21 protein-coding genes are annotated in these 25,536 nt (G+C 49.5%); 11 read left to right on the top strand and 10 right to left on the bottom strand.

Annotated elements, in window-relative coordinates:
- The first annotated feature begins 38 nt into the window (after positions 1 to 38).
- From DFP97_RS27160 to DFP97_RS32005, 7 genes are all read left to right on the top strand, one after another.
- Complete coding sequence (locus DFP97_RS27160) at positions 39 to 1,349, top strand: ABC transporter substrate-binding protein (protein ID WP_114383819.1); 1,311 nt, start codon at positions 39 to 41, stop codon at positions 1,347 to 1,349.
- Between the two features lie 144 nt (positions 1,350 to 1,493).
- The gene (locus tag DFP97_RS27155) at positions 1,494 to 2,750 is read left to right on the top strand and encodes a TolB family protein (protein ID WP_114383818.1); all 1,257 of its coding nucleotides are present in this window, start codon (positions 1,494 to 1,496) and stop codon (positions 2,748 to 2,750) included.
- Between the two features lie 174 nt (positions 2,751 to 2,924).
- Positions 2,925 to 4,532, top strand: a complete 1,608-nt coding sequence (locus DFP97_RS27150; RefSeq protein ID WP_114383817.1) for a spore germination protein — start codon at positions 2,925 to 2,927, stop codon at positions 4,530 to 4,532.
- Positions 4,510 to 5,742, top strand: coding sequence for a Ger(x)C family spore germination protein (locus DFP97_RS27145; protein ID WP_114383816.1), 1,233 nt, complete (start codon positions 4,510 to 4,512; stop codon positions 5,740 to 5,742). The genes DFP97_RS27150 and DFP97_RS27145 overlap by 23 nt, the downstream gene beginning before the upstream one ends.
- A 6-nt stretch (positions 5,743 to 5,748) precedes the next feature.
- Positions 5,749 to 5,976, top strand: a complete 228-nt coding sequence (locus DFP97_RS27140) for a hypothetical protein (protein ID WP_114383815.1) — start codon at positions 5,749 to 5,751, stop codon at positions 5,974 to 5,976.
- Positions 5,977 to 5,993: 17 nt separating this feature from the next.
- Entirely contained in the window at positions 5,994 to 7,082 is a 1,089-nt protein-coding gene (locus DFP97_RS27135) for a GerAB/ArcD/ProY family transporter (protein WP_114383814.1), read from the top strand.
- Between the two features lie 161 nt (positions 7,083 to 7,243).
- Positions 7,244 to 13,426 (top strand): rhamnogalacturonan lyase family protein, encoded by a 6,183-nt coding sequence (locus DFP97_RS32005; protein ID WP_114383813.1) that lies wholly within the window; start codon positions 7,244 to 7,246, stop codon positions 13,424 to 13,426.
- 66 nt (positions 13,427 to 13,492) lie between these two features.
- Here DFP97_RS32005 and DFP97_RS27125 read toward each other — a convergent pair whose 3' ends face one another.
- On the bottom strand, positions 13,493 to 14,461 hold the full coding sequence (locus DFP97_RS27125; RefSeq protein ID WP_114383812.1) for an MraY family glycosyltransferase: 969 nt from the start codon (positions 14,459 to 14,461) through the stop codon (positions 13,493 to 13,495).
- Between the two features lie 251 nt (positions 14,462 to 14,712).
- On the opposite strand from DFP97_RS27125, the gene DFP97_RS27120 reads away from it, so the two are divergent.
- Positions 14,713 to 15,627 (top strand): NAD(P)/FAD-dependent oxidoreductase, encoded by a 915-nt coding sequence (locus DFP97_RS27120; RefSeq protein WP_114383811.1) that lies wholly within the window; start codon positions 14,713 to 14,715, stop codon positions 15,625 to 15,627.
- Between the two features lie 232 nt (positions 15,628 to 15,859).
- Here DFP97_RS27120 and DFP97_RS27115 read toward each other — a convergent pair whose 3' ends face one another.
- Positions 15,860 to 16,627, bottom strand: coding sequence for a DeoR/GlpR family DNA-binding transcription regulator (locus DFP97_RS27115; protein WP_114383810.1), 768 nt, complete (start codon positions 16,625 to 16,627; stop codon positions 15,860 to 15,862).
- A gap of 143 nt (positions 16,628 to 16,770) precedes the next feature.
- Between DFP97_RS27115 and DFP97_RS27110 the strand changes: the two genes are divergently transcribed.
- A complete protein-coding gene (locus DFP97_RS27110) occupies positions 16,771 to 17,550 on the top strand; it encodes an APH(3') family aminoglycoside O-phosphotransferase (RefSeq protein ID WP_114383809.1) in 780 nt (259 codons plus the stop codon).
- An 83-nt stretch (positions 17,551 to 17,633) separates the two neighbouring features.
- Here the strand turns inward: DFP97_RS27110 and DFP97_RS27105 are convergent, their stop codons facing one another.
- Positions 17,634 to 18,200 (bottom strand): beta-class carbonic anhydrase, encoded by a 567-nt coding sequence (locus tag DFP97_RS27105; protein ID WP_114383808.1) that lies wholly within the window; start codon positions 18,198 to 18,200, stop codon positions 17,634 to 17,636.
- Positions 18,201 to 18,332: 132 nt separating this feature from the next.
- Positions 18,333 to 19,052 carry a 3-ketoacyl-ACP reductase gene (locus DFP97_RS27100; RefSeq protein WP_114383807.1) on the bottom strand — a complete coding sequence of 240 codons (720 nt, stop codon included), beginning with the start codon at positions 19,050 to 19,052 and terminating at the stop codon, positions 18,333 to 18,335.
- A gap of 437 nt (positions 19,053 to 19,489) precedes the next feature.
- Here DFP97_RS27100 and DFP97_RS27090 point away from each other — a divergent pair, with 437 nt between their 5' ends.
- Both DFP97_RS27090 and DFP97_RS27085 read left to right on the top strand, forming a co-directional pair.
- Positions 19,490 to 19,918 (top strand): SRPBCC family protein, encoded by a 429-nt coding sequence (locus DFP97_RS27090; protein WP_114383806.1) that lies wholly within the window; start codon positions 19,490 to 19,492, stop codon positions 19,916 to 19,918.
- 1 nt (position 19,919) lies between these two features.
- Positions 19,920 to 20,300 carry an ArsR/SmtB family transcription factor gene (locus DFP97_RS27085; protein ID WP_114383805.1) on the top strand — a complete coding sequence of 127 codons (381 nt, stop codon included), beginning with the start codon at positions 19,920 to 19,922 and terminating at the stop codon, positions 20,298 to 20,300.
- Positions 20,301 to 20,746: 446 nt separating this feature from the next.
- Here DFP97_RS27085 and DFP97_RS27080 read toward each other — a convergent pair whose 3' ends face one another.
- The 6 genes from DFP97_RS27080 to DFP97_RS27055 all read right to left on the bottom strand — a co-directional run bounded on the left by DFP97_RS27080 (position 20,747) and on the right by DFP97_RS27055 (position 25,504).
- Positions 20,747 to 21,001: a hypothetical protein gene (locus tag DFP97_RS27080; RefSeq protein WP_114383804.1), complete on the bottom strand. Its 255-nt coding sequence runs from the start codon at positions 20,999 to 21,001 to the stop codon at positions 20,747 to 20,749.
- Positions 20,994 to 21,539, bottom strand: a complete 546-nt coding sequence (locus DFP97_RS27075) for an RNA polymerase sigma factor (protein WP_114383803.1) — start codon at positions 21,537 to 21,539, stop codon at positions 20,994 to 20,996. Before DFP97_RS27075 ends, DFP97_RS27080 begins: the two co-directional genes overlap by 8 nt.
- Positions 21,536 to 22,246, bottom strand: a complete 711-nt coding sequence (locus DFP97_RS27070) for a hypothetical protein (RefSeq protein ID WP_114383802.1) — start codon at positions 22,244 to 22,246, stop codon at positions 21,536 to 21,538. Before DFP97_RS27070 ends, DFP97_RS27075 begins: the two co-directional genes overlap by 4 nt.
- Before the next feature lie 231 nt (positions 22,247 to 22,477).
- Positions 22,478 to 23,317, bottom strand: coding sequence for a 1,4-dihydroxy-6-naphtoate synthase (locus DFP97_RS27065; RefSeq protein ID WP_114383801.1), 840 nt, complete (start codon positions 23,315 to 23,317; stop codon positions 22,478 to 22,480).
- On the bottom strand, positions 23,314 to 23,991 hold the full coding sequence (locus DFP97_RS27060) for a futalosine hydrolase (protein ID WP_114383850.1): 678 nt from the start codon (positions 23,989 to 23,991) through the stop codon (positions 23,314 to 23,316). The genes DFP97_RS27065 and DFP97_RS27060 overlap by 4 nt, the downstream gene beginning before the upstream one ends.
- A gap of 145 nt (positions 23,992 to 24,136) precedes the next feature.
- Positions 24,137 to 25,504 carry a TrkH family potassium uptake protein gene (locus DFP97_RS27055; RefSeq protein ID WP_114383800.1) on the bottom strand — a complete coding sequence of 456 codons (1,368 nt, stop codon included), beginning with the start codon at positions 25,502 to 25,504 and terminating at the stop codon, positions 24,137 to 24,139.
- Between the last annotated feature and the right edge of the window lie 32 nt (positions 25,505 to 25,536).

Raw genomic sequence — 25,536 nt, 5'->3', positions numbered from 1 at the left:
CGAGAACAACAAACAATGAGGGAAATGGGGGCATTACCATGTTAAAAAGATTTCTGTCACTGTCCGTCAGCCTCGTGCTGATAATCGGCATACTCGCTGCCTGCGGCGCCAATAACAACACGGCAGGCAACACTGAAGGTGCCGGCAACGGCGCGGAGAATGCGGACAAACCTGTTACGATCAATATGTTCACCGCCTCTCCTGAATACACAGACGCTTTCAATGCTTACATTGCGGAATACAAAAAGGTAAAGCCGAACGTAACGATCAACCTTGAAATTATGCAGGCTGACTATAACACGGTTTTGAAGTCGAAAATTGCTGCCGGCAGCACGCCTGACGTATTCCAAACGACAGCAGGCGGAGATATCGACACGTTCGCTGAATACAGCGCCGATCTAACGAACGAGCCGCTTGCGGCTGCGATGACAGATGCCGTTAAAATCAACATGAGCTCCTCTGACGGAAAAATTCTCGGCCTTCCGCTTAAAGGAAACCTGATGATGATGATCTACAACAAGAAGCTGCTTGCTGATGCAGGCATAACAGAAGTGCCAAAAACAACTTCCCAAATGAATGACGCTATCGCGAAGCTTGAAGCAAAAGGCATTACGCCATTCGCCAACGCTTATAAAGAGTGGTGGGTATGGAAGCATATTTTCCAGAACTTCGTGAATGCTGCTGCTGAAGACGCAGGTACAACGCCGAAGGAATTGGTTGGCAAGTTTATTGCCGGCGAAACAACCTTCAAGGACCACCCGGTATTAAACGACAACTTCTTCAACTTTATCGACCTGACCGTGAAGCACGGTACGAACAAACCGCTTGAGCGCGACAGCAACGCTGAAGTAAGCGACTTTGCTTCCGGCAAAGCTGCTTTCATGACAGGTAAAGGCGCATGGGATGAAGAAGCGATCAAGAAAATTACGCCTGATATCGAAATCGGCATTGCCGGTTACCCTGTCAGTGAGAAAGCCGAGCAATCGCAGCTTATTACAGGCGCTGATCAAGCGCTTCGCATTAATAAAGATTCGGCAGTAGCGAAAGAAACGATTGAGTTCTTCAACTGGTTGTATACGTCCGATTACGGTAAAAGCTGGTTCTCCAACGTAGCGAAGGTTATTCCTCCGATCAAGGATGCTCCGCTTCCGGATCTGGATATGCCGAAGCAAATGGAAGAAATCTTGAAAACGGAAAAATCCGGCGACCTGACGGTTAACTACTCCCTTGATACGTTCCACCAAAAGTTCGGTGAGTTGATGCAAGCCTACATCGGCGGCAGCAAAACGAAGGATCAAGCGATTGATGAAATTCAGAAGGCGTGGGTTCAATTCGGTTCCGCACAGTAAGAATATGCTTTTCCTTAACTCAGCACTTTTACAGTGCTGAGTTAAGTTGTTTATGGAGATAAACGGGCATTGCATGGGCGTGCGACTTCCTTCGTATGTTTCTATCAGCTTTGGGAACCGTAACCGTAAAAGGGGAGGCCGATTATGAAGGTCATACGAAGCTATATAGTAGTACTCGTTGTCGTCTTGTCTATGATCGCTGGAGCCGCTTCCGTCTTTGCTGCTAAAGAGGACGGTGTTCTTAAGGCTGCTTTCGTGCGTAACGGGGACCTGTGGATGAAGGAGGGCGACCTTGAGAAGAAGCTTTCAAGCGGGCCTTTCATTCGCAATCCGAAATGGTCGTTCGATGGAGAATGGATCGCGTATACAAAGGGCGAAGAAGAACAGGAGCTTTGGCTGATCCAGATTCAGACAGGCCGGAGCAGTCTTGTATCGGCGGAGGGCGGAAGCAACTTTCAATGGGCGCCTAATCGAAACATGCTTGCTTTTCAAACGCCGCAGCTGCTGCAATATGTTGATGTGAAGCGGCCAGATAAGCCGCTTAGCTCTGCAAAAAGGATCGGCAATTACTCTTGGCTGCCGGATGGCAAGGGCTTCTTTGCTTCAACACAATCTGAGCTGCTGTCCGACGGCTGGACACCGGTTATCTTGTATCAAATACCGCTGAACGCATTAGCCGACCCGATTAAATACGTAACCCTACATGTGCTGCCGAAGCCGTCCGATGATTTCTTCGCTATTGGAACAAGTATATTCAAATGGTCCGCCGATGGGCGGTGGATCGCTTTCCTGGCTACGCCGACCGCTTCCTTATCGGCTGACAGCAATACGCTCTGCGTACTAAGGTCAGATGGCGTCGTATTTAGAACTTTAGATCAAATGGCGAATAACGACCAGTGGTTTGAATGGGCAGCGGACGGTGCGCGGCTTGCATACATCGGCGGGGTTGGACGTGAAGCCAGTGTCAATAAGCAGCTGAAGGTGCTGGAGGTCGTTTCCGGAAAATCGGCATTGTACACCCCTAAAGGATATGTGGATCAAAGCTTTACATGGCGGGGGCCCCAGCATATTGTCGTGTCTAGAGCGGTAGAAGCGGAGCGGTGGGGTGATCCGGCGAAGCGGAAGAAACCTTTTTTGGTTGATGTGGAGCTGGCTAGCGGGGAACAGTCGCGTCTGACAAAGCCTCCCGGCGCTTTTGGAGCTTATAACCCGGTGTCTGTTCCGCCGAAGCTGGCATGGATTCGCTATAACGGCAGCATCGCTAATGTCATTGTCGCTAACACCAATGGCTGCCATGCGGTTGAATGGATTAAAAGTATCGATCCTGCTGCACATTACTACGAGCAATGGGACTGGAACGCCGTGCTGCAGTTTTATAAACGGGCTGGTCACTCAGAATAGCAACTTTATGAAAAAGGCTGTCCTTTAAGGTAGAGTTTCTCTACTGTAGGGGCAGTTTTTTTGTTGTAGGGTGATTTGTTCTGCACTTGGAATAAAGGACAGAAGCTGCTTTTGCATGAAAAATTTACATGGAGGGAAACTTGAATAGAAGGGAATGCAGGGGGAGGTGCGGACATGGCATTTATCAAATCATCTAATTTCAAAACGTCGAAGAGAAGTAAGCAAACAACTATCATTCAACAATCAAAGACTCATGAAACACAAGCTTTGACAACCAATCTGCAGGATAATATTCAACTGATCAAAAGAATTCTCGGAAACAGCCCGGATATCGTGATAAGAGAATGGTGTTCAGAAAGTGAAAATAGAGTAGAGGCTGTTGTTATTTATAACTCGGGCTTAGCTGATATCAAATTGGTCAATCAATTCATCATGGAGCCTCTCCTGGCAAACAGTCGTGACGGGCATTCCACAACGGAGCTCTCGCCTCCGGCAGATCCAGTAGATTTGATCAAAAAAAAGCTGCTGCCGGTTGGCGGAATTCGGGATAATGTGAGCTTTGACAAGCTTCTGGAAGGCATTTTATCCGGAGATACCGCTATCTTATTTGAGGGCAACGACTGCGGTTTATTGATTGAATCGAAAGGCTGGGAAGAGCGCGGCGTGCAGGAGCCGACCTCCCAGACGGTGATACGGGGCCCGAAGGAAGGCTTCTCTGAAAATCTAATAACTAATATTGCGCTAGTACGGCGAAAAATCAAAGACCCTAATTTGTGGCTCGAGCATTTCCACGTCGGACGGGTAACGAAAACAAACGTCTCAATCATGTACATCAACGGTATCGCAATGGAAACAGCGCTGAAAGAGGTTCGTGAACGAATCGGACGCATTCAAATTGACGGGATATTGGAAAGCGGGTATATCGAGGAGTTCATACAGGATAAAGGGTTTACGCTTTTTCCGACGATTTATAATACCGAAAGACCCGACGTGATTGCTGCGGGACTATTGGAGGGACGCATCGCCATTCTCATCGATGGTACGCCGTTTACGCTCTTGGTACCGGCGTTATTCACGCAGTTTTTTCAATCGGCAGAAGATTATTACCAGCGCTCGGACATATCCACCCTCATACGTTTGCTGCGGTATGTTGCTTTGATGATAGCTTTATTGGCTCCGCCTTTATACATTGCCATTACGACTTATCATCATGACATGCTGCCCTCGGGATTATTAATAAGTTTAATCGCTCAGCGGGAAGGCATACCGTTTCCCGCTTTCTTTGAGGCGCTCATGATGGAAGTGACCTTCGAGCTTTTGCGTGAGGCGGGCATTCGCCTGCCGAGAGCGGTCGGACAATCGATCTCGATCGTGGGAGCGCTCGTTATCGGTCAAGCGGCCGTACAAGCCGGAATTGTATCGGCAGTTATGGTTATTGTCGTTTCGATCACGGCGATCTCCAGCTTCGTCATTCCCGCCTATAATATGGGCATTCCCATTCGAATGTTAAGGTTTGGGATGATGGGGCTGGCAGCATCCTTTGGATTGTTCGGAATTACCGCGGGGATCATTTTGATTGTCCAGCATCTTTGTCATCTGCGTTCATTTGGCGTTTACTACATGTCCCCGTACGCCCCTGTTATACCTGAAGATAAAAAAGATGCGGGAATACGCGTTTCTTGGCGGAATATGTTAACACGTCCGCGAAGCATAAGCAGTCAAAATTCGGTTCGAGAGAACGGTCCGCAGGCACAGAACCTTGAGTCCGAGAGGAGGGATTAGTACGAAAAGGAAAGTCTTTTCCATATTCGTTTTCTTTCTAGGCATTGCGATGGTCACCGGCTGCTGGAATCGCCGCGAATTGAATGAGCTGGCCGTTTCCGTGGCTATAGGCGTGGATCAGAAAGGGAAGAAAATATTGCTATCCAATCAGCTTCTTAATCCAGTAGCCATATCGGGCGAGGAGGGAGGCTCCTCTATGCTTGCTCCAGTCACTTTATTTCAGGAACGCGGCGGCGGGTTTCAGGAAGCTGCGAGAAGAATGACGACAATTAGCACAAGAAAAATATATGTCGGTCAAATGCAAATGCTTATTTTTGGGGAGAATTTTGCGAAAAAAGGTGTGGGCAAAGTACTTGATCACATCTCTAGAGACCATGAGTACCGAAATGATTTTTATGTCGTAATTGCCCGGGGGGCCGAAGCGCAGGACATTCTCAAAGTATATACGCCTCTGGAAAAAACGCCGGCTACCAAATTGAATGCTTCCCTTGAAACCTCGTCAAAGGTATGGGGGGCAACGGCAGCGATAAAAATTGATGAATTCACTTCCACCGTTATCAGCAAAGGAAAAGAGGCGGTTGCGACTGGAGTGGTAGTCATCGGAGAAGCCGGGGCCGGCAATGATAAAAGGAATGTGGAAAATATTTCATCTCCTTCCCAATTGAAATACACCGGTTTGGCTGTTTTCAAAAAAGATAAGCTGCTCGGCTGGTTAAGCGAGAAGGAAAGCCAGGGATACAGTTATACGCAAGGCAAAGTGAAGAGCACTTCCGTTCTCCTCGCTTGTCCCGAAGGAAAGAGCAAACATATTACGGTGGAGCTCCTCGGCACGAAGAGTAAAATGAAGGCAGCCATGAAGGAAGGCAAGCCGGTCATCGATATCAAGCTCAAAACAAAAGGCGTAGTCACTGATGCGCAATGCGAGCTGGACTTTACAAAACCGGCTGCTATATCTGAATTGGAAAGCCTGACTCAAAATAGCATTGAGGCTTCCATCACATCCGTGGTAAAAAAAATGCAAAACAAATATAAGTCGGATATATTCGGATTCGGCGAGGAATTTGAACGAAAGTACCCCCGATATTGGGAGTCGGTAAAAAGCGATTGGGACCGGGTATTTTCAACGCTGCAGGTAAATATTCAAGTAGAATCCAAGATTGATAAAATGTTTAAAACCACAAAATCCTTATCCGAAAGAATGGGGGAGTAATAGCGAATGTGGCGTGTTGCAGTCGTTTTGGCAGTCGGAATCATGATGATTGCTATCGAAGCTCCATCCCTTAAACAAGCGAACAAGCGAAAGGAGCTGTGGGCATTTTCCTTATTGCTTCTTGCCGGGAGCGTACTATGCATAGCGGTGAGTTTGGGGGTTAATGTGCCAAGTCCGCTCGAATGGATAAAACTTATTTACGAACCGATAAGTAAAACGATATTAGGAAAGTAAAAGGGAGCGTGACCCGAATGCCCGAAAATGACCCTATTCAGGCGAGTCAATTTAAAAAATTGACAGCCCTATTCATCATAGGCACCTCCATCATATTGGTTCCGGGAATACTTGCTGCAGAAGCCAAACAAGATGCTTGGATCTCCTCTATTGTCGGCCTGCTTGCCGGTCTTTTGCTCGTATGGCTCTACAGTGCTTTAGGGAGCCGATTCCCTGGCAGAACTTTGGTGGAATTTAGTAAGGAAATTTGCGGTAGATGGCTGGGTACGCTCGTTTCTTTTCTATGGTTTACCTATGCCTTTATCTTAACGTCTCTCGTTTTGCGAAATCTCGGCGATTTTCTCACCGGTTCTATGTTAGTGGAAACGCCAATGCAGGCGATTCATTTCGTATATCTGAGTATAGTGGCTATTGGTATTTATTATGGTATTTCCAATATAGCGCGTACCGCGGACATTTTTTTTCCGCTCGTTATTGCGTTGTTTTGCGTATTCATCCTTTTGCTTGTTCCGAATTTTGAACTCAAACATGTAGAGCCCGTGTTCGGAAAAGGGGTAAAGCCTATACTTAGCGCTGCGTTTCCGTATATTGGATTTCCTTTTCTGGAGCTTGTTTTATTGCTGATGATTTTTCCGAAAGTAAAGCAGCCCAAACAAGCAGGAAAAGCATTTTTATCGGGAACGTTGATTGGGGGGACTGTCTTGTTCGTGATCACGCTGCTCAGCATTTTAGTGATGGGAGCAGAGAATACGTCCAGCGAAATTTATTCCAGCTTTGAATTGGCCAAAAAAATAGAAATAGGCGAATTTATCCAAAGGGTCGAGGCCATCATTACCGGGGTCTGGTTTATAACGATCTTCTTTAAGCTGATCCTTTGTTTTTACATAACGGTTTTATCGCTCTCGCAGACGTTAAACCTTTCGGATTACCGGCCGCTTACGCTGCCTATGGGAATGATCCTATATGCTGTGTCCATTATTATTGCTCCGAATTTAAGCTACCTTATCTCGTTCGATACAACGGTGTGGCCGTTTTATGCTCTAACATTCGGACTCCTTTTCCCATTAGCGCTTCTTGGGATTGCCGCAGTTAGAAAAAAACGATAAAAAAATCGGTTTTTTAATTAGAATAAACGGTTTTTTAAATTGTTAAAAGTTGTATTTCGGAGTTAATATTAAATAGAAAAATTGTAAGCGCTTACTAAACTACATCTAGAAACTTCTGCATAAATGAATTTCATTATTCGAAAGCGGGGGATAACCTTAATATGCGAAGAAGTAGAAATCGTCTATTTATTATGCTGTTAGCTTTGGCTGTCGTATGGACGACGCTGCTGTCGGCGTTGCCGGTTGGATTGCAGCAAGCAAGCGCGAATGCGGAGCAGCTTGTGAAGAAGTTTGATTTTGGTCCGGCATCAAGCCCGGTAATGGCAGGCTATACGGGCGTTAGTGATTCGCAGCTTTATTCAGCGGAGCTTGGCTACGGGCTCAGCATGGCGCTAGCCTCAAGAGAACGCTCGGGCGGCGATGAAATGACAAATGATTTTGTACTCGGCACATCTTATTCGTTTCTCGTTGATATTCCAAACGGCGAATATGACGTAACGGTCTATTCCGGCGATCTTCTAACCGGTACAAGCACGACCAAAACCAACGTAGCCTTGGAAGGCGTTGCGGCGGGAACGATCTCCGCGAGGCAAGCGGTTGTGCAAGCGACTTACCGAACAACTGTGAATGACGGCCAATTGACTGTTGGTCTTTCGGCAACCACAGGTTCCGCTTATCTTAACGGCCTTATTATCGAGCAGGTTATGCCTGTTTTGCCGGATGCGCCAGCCGGTCTCGCGGTCACCCGCGTGACGCCGAATGACGTGTCGCTTGCGTGGGACAGCGCGGCGAATGCCGTCCTTTACAAGGTGTACCGGGCTGAAGGCAGCGGAACCAGTGAGCCGGTCGGCCAATCGGCGGAAACCGCTTTTGTCGATACGAACGTGACGGAAGGCAGCGGCTACACCTACTACGTAACGGCAGTAAACGCAGCCGGACTGGAGTCTGCGCCCAGCGCATCGGTAACGGTAACCGAAATTCCAGCGCTTGCGGCGCCATCGGCGCCGACGGGGTTGACGGTCAGCGAGGTGCAAGCGGCATCCGTGCAGCTGAGCTGGACAGTAACGGAGGGTGCGTCAGGCTATAAGGTGCTCCGTTCCGAAGCGGCTCCGGGACCTTTTGCGGAAATCGGTCAATCGAATGCTCCGTCTTACACTGATACGGGCGCAGACACCTCTGTCCCGCATTATTATCAAGTCATAGCGTTCAATGAACGCGGAGATTCGGGTGTGTCGAATACAGCGGAGAGCGCCGTATATGTACCGCCTGTTCCGCTGCCGGAGGGTGATGTTCAGCGCTTTGATTTTGGGCCAGGCGCTTTGGCTGAAGGCTATATACGGGTAACCTCCACGTCAGCCTACACCTCTGCGCTAAAGTACGGTTTTACCGACGTTTCTAAAGTAAGCGCAGGCGATAGAGGGACAGCGGATGCCCTCCGATCCGATTTTACCGTGCCGCAAAATACAGCATTTAACGTTGATCTGCCTAACGGCGACTACACGGTATCGCTCATAGCGGGCGACAGCGCGGAAGCTTCTGAAATCGCGATCAAGGTCGAGACGATCCAGAAGGTGCAACTGACAAGCAAAGCGGCCGGACAATTTCTCGAAATGGACTTCCAAATTGCGCTGGTAGACGGTCAGTTAAATCTGGAGTTTACAGGCTCGGCTCCGAAAATCAATGCGCTTGTCATTACGAAGCAGCAAGCGCGTCAAGCTGGCGAGCTTCCAACGGTTTACCTCGCCGGCGACTCGACGGTACAGACCTATGATCCTTACTGGGAGCCGCAAGCGGGTTGGGGTCAGATGATTCAACGCTTTTTCAGCAATGATGTCACGTTCAAAAATCACGCGATCGGCGGCCGCAGCTCGAAATCGTTTATTTTCGAGGGACGCTTGGATGAAATTTTGCGCGTGATTAAGCCTGGCGACTATTTCCTCGTACAATTCGGCCATAACGATGCAACCATTAGCGTGCCGGAACGGTACGCATCGCCAGCCGACTATAAAAACTATTTAAAAACGTATGTTAACGGCACGAGACAGCGCGGTGCGACGCCTATCCTCGTAACGCCTATGGGACGCAGAGACTTTAACACGGAAACGGGCAAATTCAACGTGAGCTTCCCCGAATATGTGAAGGCGATGAAGGAAGTGGCGGCTGAGCTTGACGTGAAGCTGGTCGACTTAAGCACGCTCAGCGTAGCTTATTACGATTCCATCGGCGCGCAAGCGACGCTGTCCGTGTTTCTCCACGTAGAACCGGGCATTTACGGGGCGTTCCCGAACGGTTCAGCGGATAATACGCACTTCCAGGAGTATGGAGCCATTCAACTCGCCCGCCTTCTTGCCGGAGGCATCCAGCAGCTGGATGTGCCGCTCGCTGGCTTCGTGAAGGAAATCGAGCAGCCGGATGCCGTACCGTCTAAGCCAACCGGACTGGCAGCAGGAAGCGTCAGCAACGCGGGCGCAGTGTTAAGATGGAATGCTTCAGCCAATACCGATATTTATAAAATATACCGTAAGCTAGCATCGGAACCCGATACCGCTTATACGATGATCGGAACAGCAACCGTTCCGACCTTAACGATTGGCGGCATGGCGGAAGGCCAGTCGTATACGGTGAGAGTAACGGCCGTTAACGGACGCGGCGAATCCGAGCCTTCGGATGCGGTAGCGATTACGACCAAATCGGCGCAATATCGCTTCGACTTCGGTCCAGTGGGAGCTCCAGTTGCCGCTGGATATACCGAAGTAACCCGCAGCATTATCTATACGCAGGAGCTGGGCTATGGACTAACGTCAAGCACGGGTATGATTGACCGGGACCGCGGCACCGCTACGGATGCGCTGCGCAGAGATTTTGTTGCTTATTTCGGCGGCAGCTATGAATTTAAGGTAGACCTGCCGAGCGGCTACTATTCGGTCAAGACCTACACGGGGGACTGGATTGGCTCAACTAGAACGAATGTTAACATTGAAGGCAAAGATTACGGAACGATTGCCTCCGGCAGAGCAAATATTGCGGAGAAGGTATTTAACCAAGTTGCCGTTAAAGACGGCCAAATGAATCTCATATTCAGCGGCCAAACCGCTCATTTGAACGGTATTGAAATAACGCCGCTTTTGCTTGCTCCAACGAACTTGACGCTGACTAGTCTCGAGCTTGGCAGTGATCCTATCTCTGCTAGTCTATCTTGGGAAGAAGTAAACGGCGCATCCACGTACCGCGTATATCGTCAAGCTACCGTTGCGAGCAGTGCCGAGCTTCTCACTGAAACGGCTGCTGCTGCATTCACCGATACGACAGCGGATGTAGGTTTGGATTACGTCTATACGGTCACAGCCGTAGAAAGCACGGGCTTCGAATCGGTTGCTTCAAATGCGCTTAACGTATCAATGATCGATCCAAGCGTAGTGAAGGCAGCCGTGCCGACAGGCTTAACGGTACAATCGACGAACAAAAACGATGTTACCTTCACTTGGGATGCCGTAGCCGATGCGCGGATGTTTAATATTTACCGTTCCAAAAAAGCGGACGGCGTGTATACGCTAATTGGCAAATCAACGGAAGCTGCATACACCGATACAACCGTTCTTACGACGATTTCATACTATTACAAAGTAGCCTCGGTTAACGCAGGCGGCATTTCCGAGCAGTCAGCAAGCTTGGAGACGCCAGTGGTAACGACGCTTTATCGCGGCATGGAGTATTTAGACCGCGCGCCGGTAGCAGTTAAGAAGGATACGGGCAACTATATCGGCTGGAGGCTGCTTGGACTTGATCCGGAAGCAATCGGCTTTAACCTGTACCGCGACGGCGTGAAAATAAACACGGCACTTATAACGGACAGCACAAACTATCTCGATGCGGCAGGTACGGATACGTCCAAATACCGTCTGACTTCGGTCATTAACGGCAAGGAGAAGTCGGCATCCGGGGAGTTCGGCGTATGGCAGCAGCAATATTTGTCCGTGCCGCTGCAGAAGCCTGCCGACGCTTATACAAAGGACGGTCAACCATACACCTATAACGCGGGAGATGCAAGTGTTGGCGATTTGGACGGCGACGGTCAGCACGAGATTGTGCTGTTATGGTCTCCTTCCATCAGTAAAGACAACTCGCAAGCGGGTTACACCGGTATTGTCTATATGGATGCTTATAAAATGGACGGAACACGTCTATGGCGCATTAATCTCGGTCCGAATATCCGTGCCGGCGCTCACTACACGCAATTTATGGTATACGATCTGGACGGCGATGGCCGTGCCGAAGTTACGTTCAAGACAGCGGACGGCACCATTGACGGTCAAGGAAATGTCATTGGAGACGCGAGTGCGGATTACCGGAACAGCAGCGGCTATGTGCTGCTGGGCAACGAATATTTAACCGTGTTTGACGGCTTGACCGGCGGTGCGTTAGATACCGTTGCGTATGATCCGCCGCGTGGCGACGTCAGCGCATGGGGCGATGCATACGGCAACCGGGTCGACCGTTTCCTGGCAGGTATCGCATACCTTGACGGCGAGCATCCTAGCCTGATTTTCAGCCGTGGCTATTATACGAGAACGGTTATTGCAGCGTATAACTTCGAAGGAGGTAAGTTGACGAAGCAATGGCGGTTTGATACGAATGATGAAGGCTATGGAACGTATATGGGGCAGGGCAACCATAACCTGTCGGTCGGCGATGTAGACGGTGACGGCAAGGATGAAATTTCCTTCGGCGCGATGGCAATCGATGATGATGGTAAGCCGCTGTACAATACGGGGCTTGGCCACGGCGATGCGATGCATCTCGGCGACCTTGATCCGACAAGACCGGGACTGGAGCTGTTTGACGTGCACGAGCATACCGATTCCGCTTATGGCATGGAAATGCGCGATGCCGCTAGTGGCGAAATCGTCTGGGGCGTGCATACCGGAATCGATACGGGCCGCGGCATGTCGGCTGATATCGATCCGAATCATATCGGCGAGGAAATGTGGTCGGCGACCATTACAAATGAGCAGCATATTCCGATTACAGGTCTATACAACGCGCGCGGAGAACTGCTGACGACTAATATTCCTTCCTCGACGAACTTCGGCATTTGGTGGGATGGCGATCTGCTGCGCGAGCTGCAGGACAGCAACCGCGTCGATAAGTGGGATTATGTCAATGAAACGACGAATAACCTGTTAACGGCCTCCGGCGCTTCATCCAACAATTCAACCAAAGCGAATCCGAGCCTGCAGGCCGACCTGTTCGGCGACTGGCGCGAGGAAGTGATGTGGCGGTCAACAGACAGCTCAGAGCTGCGTATTTATACGACAACGGACGTGACCGAGCATCGTATCCGTACGTTAATGCATGATCCTATTTACCGTTTGGGCGTAGCGTGGCAGAACGTTGGCTACAACCAGCCGCCGCATACGAGCTTCTATCTGGGAGCGGGCATGGAGCAGCCTGCGGCGCCGAACATTCAATACGTGAACGCACCGCAGCAGATTGAGGATACGACGGCTCCTGTCATCGGGGGCTTGCCGCAGCAGCAGTATACAGAATCGGATGTATGGGCCGTTCAAGTGACAGCAGAGGATCCGGAGTCCGGTATTCGCATTCTGGGACTCACCTTCGATGGAGCACCGGTTACGAACGGAAGCGAGCTTTCCTTCGCGGGACTTGCCGGCATCCATACGTTTACCGCTAAAGCGGTGAACAACGATAGCATGGAAACAATCGAGACTGTAACGATTATCGTAACAGGCCCCGAGAAGGCGAAGGGTGTTCCAGGCCAGCCGGTGTTATCCAATGACAACGGTTATGACACCGGACTACAAGACGGCAGCTACAAAGTTACAATGAACATGTGGTACGGCAACAATGGTACGGTTTATAAGCTGTACGAGAACGGGGCGCTTATCGATACGCAGGTGCTGACCGATAACTCGCCTTCCGCGCAGACAGCGGCAACGAGCATTACCGGCAAGCCAAACGGCACTTACACGTACACGTGCGAGCTAAGTAACTCATACGGAACGACCTCTTGCGGCTCGCATATCGTAACCGTCAAGGATGCTTCTCCCGCTAAACCGGTATTGTCCAATGACAACTGGGATGGCGACGGAAATTACAAAGTAACAATGAACATGTGGTGGGGCACCAACGGAACGACCTACCGGCTCTATGAGAACGGCGTGCTTATTGATACGCAAACGCTAACGGCGAATTCACCGAAAGCTCAAACCGCATTTACCAGCATCACGGGTCGTGCTGTCGGTACGTATGAATACCGGGTGGAGCTGGCTAACGACAGCGGCGTAACGGAGAGCAGTATTTTGAAGGTTACGGTGAAGAAGTAAGTATTTGAAAAGAGACAGCCCGCAAGCTGGTCCATTCGGCTTGCGGGCTGCTATTTTTAATAGTTATTAGATCTGCACGAGCAGCAGTATGATGGATGATAAGCACAGACATGTACTGATTAAACAAAGAAACATAACGACCTGTTTATGATTGAGTCCCGCTCTCAGTAAACGGTAATGCGCCTGGCTTGCATCTGCCTGGTAGATGGCTTTGCCCTGCAGCATCCGTCTGGCGACTACGAACAAGTTATCGAAGATCGGAACGCCTAACGCGAGTATCGGGATAAATAGCGAGATGACGGTAGCTTGCTTAAAGGCGCCGTCAAGAGCGATAACCGCAAGGATGAAACCGATAAAGGTTGCTCCAGCATCCCCCATGAAAATTTTAGCGGGAGGCTTATTATAACGTAAGTATGCTATCGTAACACCTACTAAAATAATAGCCATAACGGCGGAGTTGGATTGCCCTTTCGCCATGGCGACAACGAACAGCGTAACGGCGGAGATTGCCGACAGTCCCCCCGCAAGCCCGTCCATCCCGTCCGAAAAGTTAATGACTGTCGTAACGCCGAAGATCCACAAAATCGTAAGAATGAACTGCAGGACCACCGGAAGCAGCACATACTCCCCGGAAAAGGGGTTGTAAAACCCGTTGAAGGCAATACCGGAAGAATAGACGAGCACGGCTGCCGATATTTGTACGATAAACTTCGGCAGGGACGGGAAATCCTTACCCTTCGTTTTGAACCAATCATCTACAGTTCCGATGATCAGCAATAAAATGCCGCCTAAAAGCAAAGCTCCTGTCTGCAGGGAGAAATCTCTCGTTACGACCAAATAAGTAATAAAAAAACCGATAAATATGACATAGCTTGCCGTGAGCGGAATCGGCTCCCGGTGCAGTTTGCGTTCGACGTCTTTTCTGGGCTTATCCACAAAATCAAGCCGGAATGCCAGCCTCCCGAACGGAGGAATCAGTAGATAAACGATTGCAAAGGATACTAATAAAGAAATTGCGTATAAAATGATCGTCACCACCGTTTTTTTAATAAATCAACAACAGGATTATACAATTCAATAGGGCAAATGTCGATTAAAGGAAACTAATGTGAGAAGATATTAATGTAGAAGGCTAATTGATTAATCCGCTTGCCCGAGCGCAGTCAAATGCCGCTGAATAGCATCCTTCCTCGTATTTTTGAATAGAAATAAGCGATCCTTTATTTTGAAACGATTCGTTACAAAGGTTGTTTCTGCTATTTGCAAGCGGGATGGGAGCGATAGATATGTGGATGGACTGCGTGATTATTGGAGGAGGACCGGCGGGGCTAAATGCAGCGTTAGTGTTAGGCAGATCAAGGAGATATGTTATTTTATTCGATCATAATAAGCCGAGAAACGCTGTGACTCATCAGTCGCACGGCTTCATTACCCGTGACGGCATTGGGCCGCGGCAATTTCGCAGTCTTGCCCACCAGGACATTGCAAGGTATCCATCCGTTACGATAAAGCCGGACAAGGTGACAGCAGTAATACCTGTTGAAAAAGGCTTTCAGGTAAAAACAAGCAACGGCGTCTTGTTCCATGCGCGCATGATTATTTTAGCAACCGGATTAAAAGAAGTATTGCCGGCGGTGTCTGGCATCCATGACTTTTATGGAAGAAGCTTATTCAGTTGTCCTTACTGCGACGGATGGGAGCTGCGGGATAAGCCGTTAGTCGTTATTTCAGAAAGCGCGAATGTGTTTCATACGGCCAAAATCGTCTACAATTGGAGTAAAGATCTACTCGTTTGTACGAACGGATCGAACAGCTTAAGCCCGGAGCAGCGTGGGCTGCTCGGTCGGAAGGGTATACAGGTTAATCCGTATCGCATCAAAGCGCTTATCGGAGAGAACGGCTTGCTGAGCAGAGTTGTTTTTGAAAATAACACAGAGGTGAAGCGGGCGGGCGGTTTCGTCTCCCCGCAATGGGATCAGGCAGCATCCTTCGGGCAAGAATTGGGCTGTGCAATGACTCCGCAGGGCGGCTTTGTCACAGACGACTTCGGCAGAACGAGCGTCAGAGGCGTATACGCTGCCGGCGATTCTTCCATTATAGCGCCCGCCCAGCTCGTAATCGCCGCAGGCGAAGGCAGCAAGGCCGCGATTGGAGTTAATACGGATTTGACGAATGAGGATTTTTGTAAACGTCTCTTTTAGTCTGCTTTCGTCTGCAGCAGCCCTTCTATACTGGTAAAATACAGTTTAAGGTGCAAGGTAGGTTGGAGATCATTAAAGTTAATGGAAATATCCAATATAGCAACCGGGCAATGAGCGTGATAGAGGGCTCTTGTGAACGGTATAAGTCCTGCGAAATAAAAAGGAGCCGATCATGCGGCTCCACAGCTGCTGATAGATCTACCGGCTAAGGGTAGGGGCTATCCTTTCTTAGTCATTCATTGATCTTAGCTATGACGACCTTGACCCCTTTGCTTTCGATTCCCTCGACCGCTTCTATGCTGGATTCTTCATCCGTTATAAGGAGATCGATGTCGGTGATAGGCCCTGCTTTTGCAAAAAAGTCTACACCCAGCTTTTCATGAGGGGCTAAGCAGATCGTTCTTCTTGAAACCTCAACTGCGGCGCGGCTAAATGAAGCGACTTCAGGAGTAGCGGTGCTCACACCGTTTTTTGAAATTCCGCCACCAGCAATAAAGCAAAGATCTATGGTGAATTGCCTGAGGAATTCATTTGCAAGTGTATCGGTGATGTTGCCGGAATTTTTAACTTTTCCCCCAATAAGGTAAACATCTATCGCTTCTTTTTCCTTTAGAGCATCTGCGATCCTGATGGAGTTTGTAACAACCGTAAAGGATACGTTCGGTAAAAATGGCAGCATGCCGTAATGAATGCCTGCGCTGCCGATAAAGACCGTATCTTTTTCTTGAATAAGGGATGCAGCCATTTTCGATATGGCATGTTGATGTGGTGCGCCACCTTGATAACGCAGTGATGGGGGCAGTGGTGCATTTCTAACCTTCGCAGCAGGGATTGCTCCTCCATGCGTCCGCTTGAGCAGCCCTTTCTCCTCCATAATGGAGAGGTCTCTCCGAATGGAATCAATGGACAATTCAAACAAATCAGCCAGCTCCTTGGCAAGCACGCGTCCGTCCTTATCAAGCAGCTCCAAAATTTTGTCGCGCCGTTCGTCAGAGAACATATGGAACGCCTCCAAATTCAATGTGTCACCGGTGATGCTTCCAGTATATTCAAGTTTGTTCGGTTTTGTCAATGATATTGTTTCATGTTTGTTCTCGTTTAATCGTCTTTATTCTTGTTTTATAGGAAGGTGGGGAAGTGTTGATGCAGGAGTTATTATTACCGGAAGGTTTGATGAAGCTGACTAAAGGATGTGAGTGGAATAGGGTGACCATTGGTCTTTCCGAATCAAGAACGTACCGGTTGACAGGTGCTTCGGGTAACTATTTCATAAAAATACACTCAGTTGATGCGGTTGAGAGCTTGCGAGCTGAGAAAGAACGAATGGAGTGGTTGCAAGGCAAACTGCCCGTGCCGGAAGTACTCTTTTATGAGAAGGATGCTTCCAATGAGTACTTGCTCCTATCGGAAGTGGCAGGACTGGACGCTTCGGATAAGTCTTATGAAACGATGCTGCCGCAGCTTATTCGGCAGTTGGCGGTCGGACTGAGAGCCGTGCACGATGTTCGCATAGACGACTGCCCGTTTGACCGCAGATTGGATACTGTTATTGCGGAAGCAGGACGCAGGGCGGAGCACGGACTTGTAGACGAGGAGGATTTCGACTCGGCCCGGAATGGTGCTAAGGCGGAAGCGTTGTTCCAAGAGCTGCTTGAGAGAAGGCCTGCCGCGGAGGATTTGGTGTTCACGCATGGCGATTATTGCTTGCCCAATATCATACTCCAAAATGGCGAGATCAGCGGATTTATAGACTGGGGAAGAGGTGGCATTGCCGACAGGTATCAGGACTTAGCATTGGCGGTTAGGAGCATCATATATAACTTTGGCGAAGAGCATGTTGCGGCTTTTCTTGAAGAGTACGGCATCAGAGAGCCGGATCATGCAAAAATCAGCTACTACCAGCTGCTGGACGAGTTCTTTTAGCGGGGTTGGCTACAATTATAAACAAAAGAGCACGGTGCATGAGGCACCCTGCTCTTTTTTAAATTCTCCTCCCAAAGAAGCGGTTACTCTTCTCTATAATCCTGAACGATAACCTCTAACGCGCCTGTTTCCGGGTGGATGATTAAGCCATGAACCGGAATGTCTTTCGGGAAGAGCGGATGCTTGCGAATCATTTTGACGCTGTGCATAACGCCTTCCTCGGAGCTGCTGAAGCCCCGGAGAAATTTATCCATGCGAATACCTGCATTTTCAAGCGTCTCAACCGCTAAAGGATCGATGCCGTGACCGGCAAACTTGCTGACCATGCCTTCAATATTAAGGTTCGTCATGCCGCAGCCGTGATGGCCGATGACAAGCATCTCACGTGCCCCAAGCTCATAGACCGCGACCAAAATGCTGCGCATCGCGCTTCCGAACGGCTGAGTTAGAATCGCACCCGCATTTTTGATAAATTTGGCGTCGCCATTGCGCAAGTTCAAGGCCTTAGGCAGCAGCTCGACGAGCCGCGTATCCATACAAGTAAGAATCGCCAGCTTCTTCTCAGGAAATTTGTCAGTCAAATAAGCTTCATACTGCTTCTCTTCGACAAACTGCTTGTTGAACTCCAAAATTTGTGGAACGATGGACATATGATTCCCTCCTAGCACAAGGCTCTCTATTTATCTATATAGTTATTATTATTCATAAAAAACCCAAGAGAGTCAACTCTGTCCCATATGACAAAAGCCCCCAGCCTTGTTAGGGCTAGGGGCGAATAAGCGTTATTGCGGATTTGTTGTCCATATGCCTGCGCTTTTGAGAAATACGCGATCCGGCAGCTTGAGGGTGGCTAGAACGAGCTCGGCAACATCCTCTGCTTGCATCATACGGTCTTCATCGCCTATTTTGAGTCCGGCATTTGTTGCTAACTCTGTATTTACCGTGCTTGGCGTGAGAGCTGTCACGCGAATGTTGGATTTGCGAACCTCTTGCATAAGCGCTTCCGTTAAGCCAAGGACGGCGAATTTCGAAGCGCAATAAGCGGAGCCAGTGGCAAAACCGCGCTCGCCGGCAGTCGAAGCGATATTAATAATGCTGCCGCTGCTTTGCTCTACCATCGTTGGCAGTGCGGCGCGAGTGACATAGTACGTTCCCATCAGGTTGGTTTGGATGATACGCTCCCATTGCTCCGGCTCCATATCAAGGAGCGTGCCGAATGACGCTATTCCAGCATTGTTAATCAAAATATCAATAGATCCAAGGCTTTCCTTTAGCGAGGCGACCGCTCGATCCACTTCTGCTTTGACGGATATATCCGCTGCCGTTATGGCTACCTTTACCCCATATGTATCCGTAAGCTCAGCCTGCAAAGCTTCCAAGTCGGCACTCGTCCGGGCGACTAATCCGAGGTTTACTCCTTCTTCAGCCAGCGCGGCAGCGATTGCTTTACCGATTCCTTTTCCGGCACCTGTGATAATAGCCGCTCTATTTTTTAGTTCCATACGATCCTCTCCTTGAATTTCTTTATCAGCCTGCTTGGTTATGTATGAAGCGAGTGTGTTACACTTTTTATCAAGAAAGAATAGGCTGTGCCATTCATTATTAGTCTTTCTCACACTTATAGCAAGTACCAACTTTATAGTGAGTTAGTATCATTTTTGTACGAAAGATGTCGTTTATTTTGGGAGACCAGCATTTTAAAGAAACGGTGGAGTTAACGTTAATGGTGATAGGCGGAAAGTGGAAGCCGGTTATCCTTTGTCCTCCTCGAAACTAAGCTTTTGCTTAATGGATAGGGTATTTGAACCGATATGGGTAAACTAAATATGTATGGTTGACATGAAACCATAAGGTTTCGTATAATGACGAAATGAAACCAAAAGGTTTCATAAATATAGGCTTACAAATTAGTCTGCATACTTAATGGAGGTAATCAAAAATGGGAAACAACAATACGCAAGGCACGCTGCATGATATCAGGCAAACACTTGAGCTTAACGCTCCAATCCAGAAGGTATGGGATGCTGTAGCCACATCGGAAGGCATTGCCGCATGGTTCATGCCTAATGATTTCAAGCCGCAAGAGGGTTATGAGTTTCATCTGGAGGCGGGCCAGTTCGGCAAATCTCCTTGTAAAGTAACGGAGATCGATCCGCCTAACCGGCTTTCTTTTGAATGGGGCAAGGATTGGACGTTGACGTTTGAGCTGAACGAAATGGATGGCAAAACGGAGTTTACCCTTATCCACTCCGGCTGGGATGCGGACAAGGTTACGGAATTCGGAGAAGCGCATGCGCTCGTACGCGAGAAAATGGCTCATGGCTGGGTCGGCTTGGTGCAGAAGCTTAGCAAGTATGTAGAGGCTTAAGATGGCTGAGCCAGCACCGAAGCACGATGTGTTTCAAGCAATCGCCGACCCGACGCGCCGTAAGCTGTTGCATCTGCTTGGCGATCAGGAAATGCCGGTGACCGTCATTAGCGGTCATTTTACGATGAGCCGAACGGCCGTTTCCAAGCATTTGCGGGTATTGGCTGACGCTGGACTGGTGAAGGACCGGAAGGTCGGGCGGGAGACGCGCTATCGGCTGGATCCGGAGCCTTTGCTCGAGTTGAAACGGTGGCTCGCTTACTATGAACGGTATTGGGAAAATAAATTGTCGGTGTTGAAGCGGTATGTAGAATCAGACGATCCCCATGCTGCGGATGCGTTTGGTCCCCTTACTGTAGTGGAGCGAGATTCGAAGGAGTAGAATAACGATATTGGAAAGCCCCTTTTGGGGCTTTTTTTGTTATGGAAAATTAGTTCAGTCAACATGATGTGGGTAAAATGTTGATAAATCTGTGGATAAGTGGATAGATGTCGATTGTGTTGCTTTAATTAAAGGAAATCCTCCTGTTAATTGTTCTTTGAAATCGTGAAAGAATCATCTGACTGGAAGGTACCGTACACGCTCAAAGCTGGAGAAAATCCGAAGAAAGTCGTCAATGGAGCTGTCTCAAAAGTTAGTAGGCTCACTTGAGAAACAGCTCGCTTTAAGATGCGGACCTCAGATCCGTTAATTGTGTGAAAGAGGTCCTTGTAAGCTAGTCATGAATCCGTTTCGATTCTTAACACACACTAAAGTCAGCTTTATATACGTAAATAGGGGTTGTCTCTCAGGTCTTAATACCTTTTGAGACAACCCCATCCGTTTTTTTATACAAGGGATGGTAATAAAGTTCCCTTGAAAGCGAATTTCGGAACGACGTTCGAAGCTTTGAAAGAAAACCCGTCAACCAGTTGCCGCCACCAGTCATAGCCCAAATCCTCTTCAACGACGAAGATGCGTTCGTAGATTTCAATCTCTTTCTCTGGCGACAAACGTGCATGCACTGCCCAGTCTGCCAGAAGTTGATCAAATCGTCTGTCCGTTTCGACAGGCAGCAGAATGCCGGCGTTTTCGTTATCCATTGGTCTTCCTCCTTCCTGCCGCGGCCTCAGTCTCCAGCAGTCCTAGCTGTCTGACGAGCAGCCCTCGGGCTTGCGACAGTTTATAGCGAACCGTTCCGGCGGGGATGCCCAGCGCATCGCCGATCTGATTGCTGTTCATCCCGCCCACGGCTTTCATTATAAGCATGCACCTGAACTCCTCCGGAAGGCCGCCAATGGCCGATTCCAGCTCGTTAAATTGCTCGCGGGCGGCCAAAAGCGATGACAGGTCTCCAGACGGGGTTGCTTGGTGCCGGCCTCGAATTTGTTCCTCCGCCTGCTTCCGGTTTCCGGAATTCCGGTAATGGTCCTTCACCCGGTTGGAAGCGATGGAGAATATCCAATACAAACGCTGCTCAGCGGGAATCCGTTCTGCCACTTCCATCCTGTTCCAAATCCGAAGGAAAACGTCATGAAGCAGATCCGCGGCCGTATCCTTGCTGCTTGTGCGTCCCAGCAGATAAGCGTATACCTGCTTGGAGCAGCCGGTGTACAATTCATGGAATAAATCCTGCTTCATGGTTGGCTTTGAATCACCGCATGATCTATACCGATGATCGATCCCAATTTTACGCTGGCAAGATATTGGAGGATCGGGATCAGCTCTTTCGGAGCCTTCAACTCGCCAATCACGACTATTTCCGAGACTTTCTGCTTCAGCAAGGCAGCATCAACATCAGATTCGAATTCAAACGACCCGACAAAAACCATCGCCAACTTGTCGTCGATGAAATCAAAAAACGCCTTCGAGAATGTATCCTCTCCGACGAACAGCCTCGGCGTTTCTGCAGTATAGTACGCGACTTGGCCGGTCATTCGAGTGACTGCGGCGACCAAGCCGCTTTCCGCTTTTTTGGGAGCAATCAATTGGCCCGCCACGATGACTTCTTTGAAGCCAACCGTTTCAATCGTAGAAGTGATGATAATTTGGCCGGTGACGACAAGAATGTCTTCGGGTGACCCCAAGCGGTTCGCAAATACTTCGCCGTTTACGGTAAACTGTCCACTCAGCAGCTTGATTTTACCGGTTGTCGACGGGAGCGTGACCGTTAATCCGACGTTTTTCTGAGGGATTTTCATTAAAGCGCCGACCAACGATTCGGGTGCCAGAATAAGACCGACATTTTGGATGAGCGAAACGGCCCCCAGATCTTCAGGTTTCATTTCGATTAAATCAAGTACACCCATGTTCTCGATCGTAGTCCCGTTCACTTGAAGCTCTTCCATTGTAACTCCTCCATTTCAAGATTGAATTGCCATACATGAAGGAAAACGCTCCAACTCGAAAAGTGTTGGGGACTTGAGGTGATTTTTCAAAAAAATTTCTGTATCTTGAATGACGGAACACGATAACAATAAAACAGCGGCAGTCTAGACTTCAGTCCCTAGCTGCCGCTGTTTCTATTATTAGGGTCAGTCTAATACTTTATTTCCTTGAACATCAGCCACTTCTTCCGACTAACGCAGCAGCGACAGATCGAAGCCGGGCACGAGCCCTTCTTCGGCCGCCCGTCCGAGCAGGGCGGCTACTGCGGCATATCCGTCGTCGCCCAAGTTTGCGGTGAACGCGTTGACGTAGAGATCGATATGCGCCTGTGCGACATCCGGAGCGAGCTCTTGGGCGTGCTGCATGACATAGGCTTGCGACGCATCCGGGTGAGTCCATGCATAGTAGACGGAAGCGCGGATCCAATCGGCAATCGCGCCGGCATCAAGCGACCGGCGGGCGATTATTGCTCCGAGAGGTATAGGCAGGCCGGTGTCTGATTCCCACCAGCTTCCGAGGTCCATCAACATGCTCAGCCCGTACGATCGGTAAGTGAAACGGGCTTCATGAATAACCAGGCCTGCATCAATCTTGCCGTCGCGAACAGCGGGCATAATTTCGTGGAAGGGCATCACGACTATTTCACCGACGCCTTCCGGCACTTGGCGAGCAGCCCATAGCCGGAATAAAAGGTAGGCGGTCGACCGCTCACTGGGAACAGCTACGCGTTTTCCTGCTAGAGCCGCGGGATTATTCGTATCCACTGCTCCGCCCTTCGTCAATACGAGCGGTCCGCAGCCTCTGCCAAGAGCGCCGCCGCACGGCAGCAGCTTATAATCAGACAACACCCATGGCAGCGCGGCATATGAAATTTTCATCACTTCCGGACCTTCGGAATTAGCAGCCCAATTGTTCGTAATATCGATATCCGCGTAAGTTACCTCCAGCTCAGGAGCGCCGGGTATTAGACCGTGAGTCCAAGCATGAAAGACGAACGTATCGTTGGGACACGGGGAATAGGCTATTTTCATTTGAGTACCTCCCGTAATGCTTGACTTGCCGCTTCTAATGCGGCTAATGCTTCCCCGATCCGCCATGCCGCGCGGTCACGCGGTCCAACCTCATTCGAGATTGCGCGGATTTCCGCAATCGGAATACCGCGCCCTTGGGCGGCGACTGCAACGCCGTGCCCTTCCATTCCTTCGGCGGCAGCGCCGGGAACGCGGGCCGCAAGCGCAGCGGTTGTCTCGGCAGTACCGGTTGCCGTCGATACGGTAAGCACGGGTCCGTTCATCACGGGAAGCCCGGAAGAATGCAACGCATCCAATAGCCGGCTGCTCCAATCGGGGCTTGCGGCTATGCGGGCTGAGCCAAATCCGAGCTCGTTCAGGCTGAGGAAGCCTTCTTGCGTTTCCGCGCCGAGGTCGGCGGCAACCATAACATCAGCGACCACGAGCGAGCCTATCGCGGCTTTCCCTACAAAGCCGCCGCCTATGCCGGCGCTTATCACTAAGCGGTAATCACCGCCCGCCAACGCGGTCGCCGTGCCCGCAGCAGCAGCGGCCGAACCAACACCGGCCGCTATTACGTCAACATAATCCGCGCCTTGCAGTCCGCGCATTACGGCATCCCTTTCGGCGGGAACGGCCGTCACAATGAGCACGCGCTGCCCGCTGCTATGGAGCTCGGACGCCCGGTCATTCATTGAATCTGTATGTGAAGCTTGCTTCATAAAGCAGTAATCTCCTTTTGTCTACCAATCAGCTTGCGTGTCAGCCTTATTATAGCCATAGTATCATTCGCTAGATTGCTCACGCAAATGCCCTCTACCGCCGACCCCTGCTTCTGAACTAACCGATCGTAATTTTACCTTCGGGGAACCGGTACAGCTCCTTTTTTGAGTGTGTATTTAATGCAAAGGCCAGCGTAACGGGTCCAAGCCGTCCGACGAACATAAGCAATATAATAATGATTTTTCCCGGATCCGATAAATGTGCGGTTAAGCCGGCAGACATGCCAACCGTACAATAGGCGGATGTCGCTTCAAACAAAATCGAAAGAAACGATCCGCTCTCGGTGATCGTGAGAAGCATAGTCGCCGCGCAAATAATAAAGAATGCAATCATGGTAAACATAATGGCTTGATGAATTTGCCGTTTTGCAATGCGATAGCGGAACAGCACGATATCATCCTTTCCCCGCACCATCGCAATCATTGCTCCGATTAATATCGCGAACGTCGTCACCCTGATGCCTCCCCCAGTGGAGCCTGGCCCAGCACCGATGAACATAAGGATGATGAGAAAAAACTGAGTGACCTCCCGCAGTAGGCTCGGATCGATGGTACTGAGGCCTGCCGAGCGGGCAGTGACCGATTGAAACGTCGCACCTAAAAACTTGCCGGTTGCCGATAACGGCTGCAGCGTATACGGATTGGAAAATTCAAGCGCTAGTATAACAACGGCTCCTATAGCGGTCAGGATGCCGGTAACGGATAAAACAACCTTACTGTGTAAGCTGAATTTTTTGTTTTTCGGGAAGGTCACCAGCTCGGAAATGACAATAAAGCCGATCCCTCCAAAAAAGATAAGCAGCATTGAGACGATGTTGATGAAGGGGTCCTCTACATAATGGATGAGGCTGGCCGCCCGATCAGGGAACTGAGCGAACAAATCGAATCCGGCATTGTTGAAAAAAGAAATGCTGTGGTAAACGCCAAAATAGAGGGCTTGCAAGGCAGGCATTTCAAGCATAAAGTAGCTGCTGAGCAAGACGGCTCCTGTGAGCTCTATGACAAGGGCATAGAGCAGCACTTTGCGAATCATCCGAACGATGCCTTCCGTAGAGCCATAGTTCATCGACTCCTGCAGCACGAGACGTTCGCGAAATGAAATGCGTTTGCGAAACATCAGTGCAAATAATGTCGCCAAAGTCATAAATCCTAAGCCGCCAATTTGTGCAAGCAGAATAATTACAACTTGTCCGAATATGGAGAAATGGCTGCCAGTATTTAAGACGGTAAGTCCTGTTACGCAAGTAGCGGAGGCGGACATAAATATAGCATCCAGAAACGGAATTGAGGTGCCTTCAGTGAATGATATGGGACTTGATAAGAGCTGTGCGCCGATCAAAATAATAATAATAAAGCCAATCATCATCACCTGCGGCGGACTCGGTCGAAAATGCAGCTTTTTGCGCAGGACAGCTATTGTAAGCATGGAATCAACTCCACCCATCTCTTTGCTGCTAG

Origin of the sequence: Paenibacillus prosopidis (assembly GCF_003337375.1) — a bacterium.
GTDB classification, from domain to species: domain Bacteria; phylum Bacillota; class Bacilli; order Paenibacillales; family Paenibacillaceae; genus Pristimantibacillus; species Pristimantibacillus prosopidis.
Note: the sequence above shows the minus strand (reverse complement) of the source record. Positions and strands in the feature narration are given on the sequence as shown.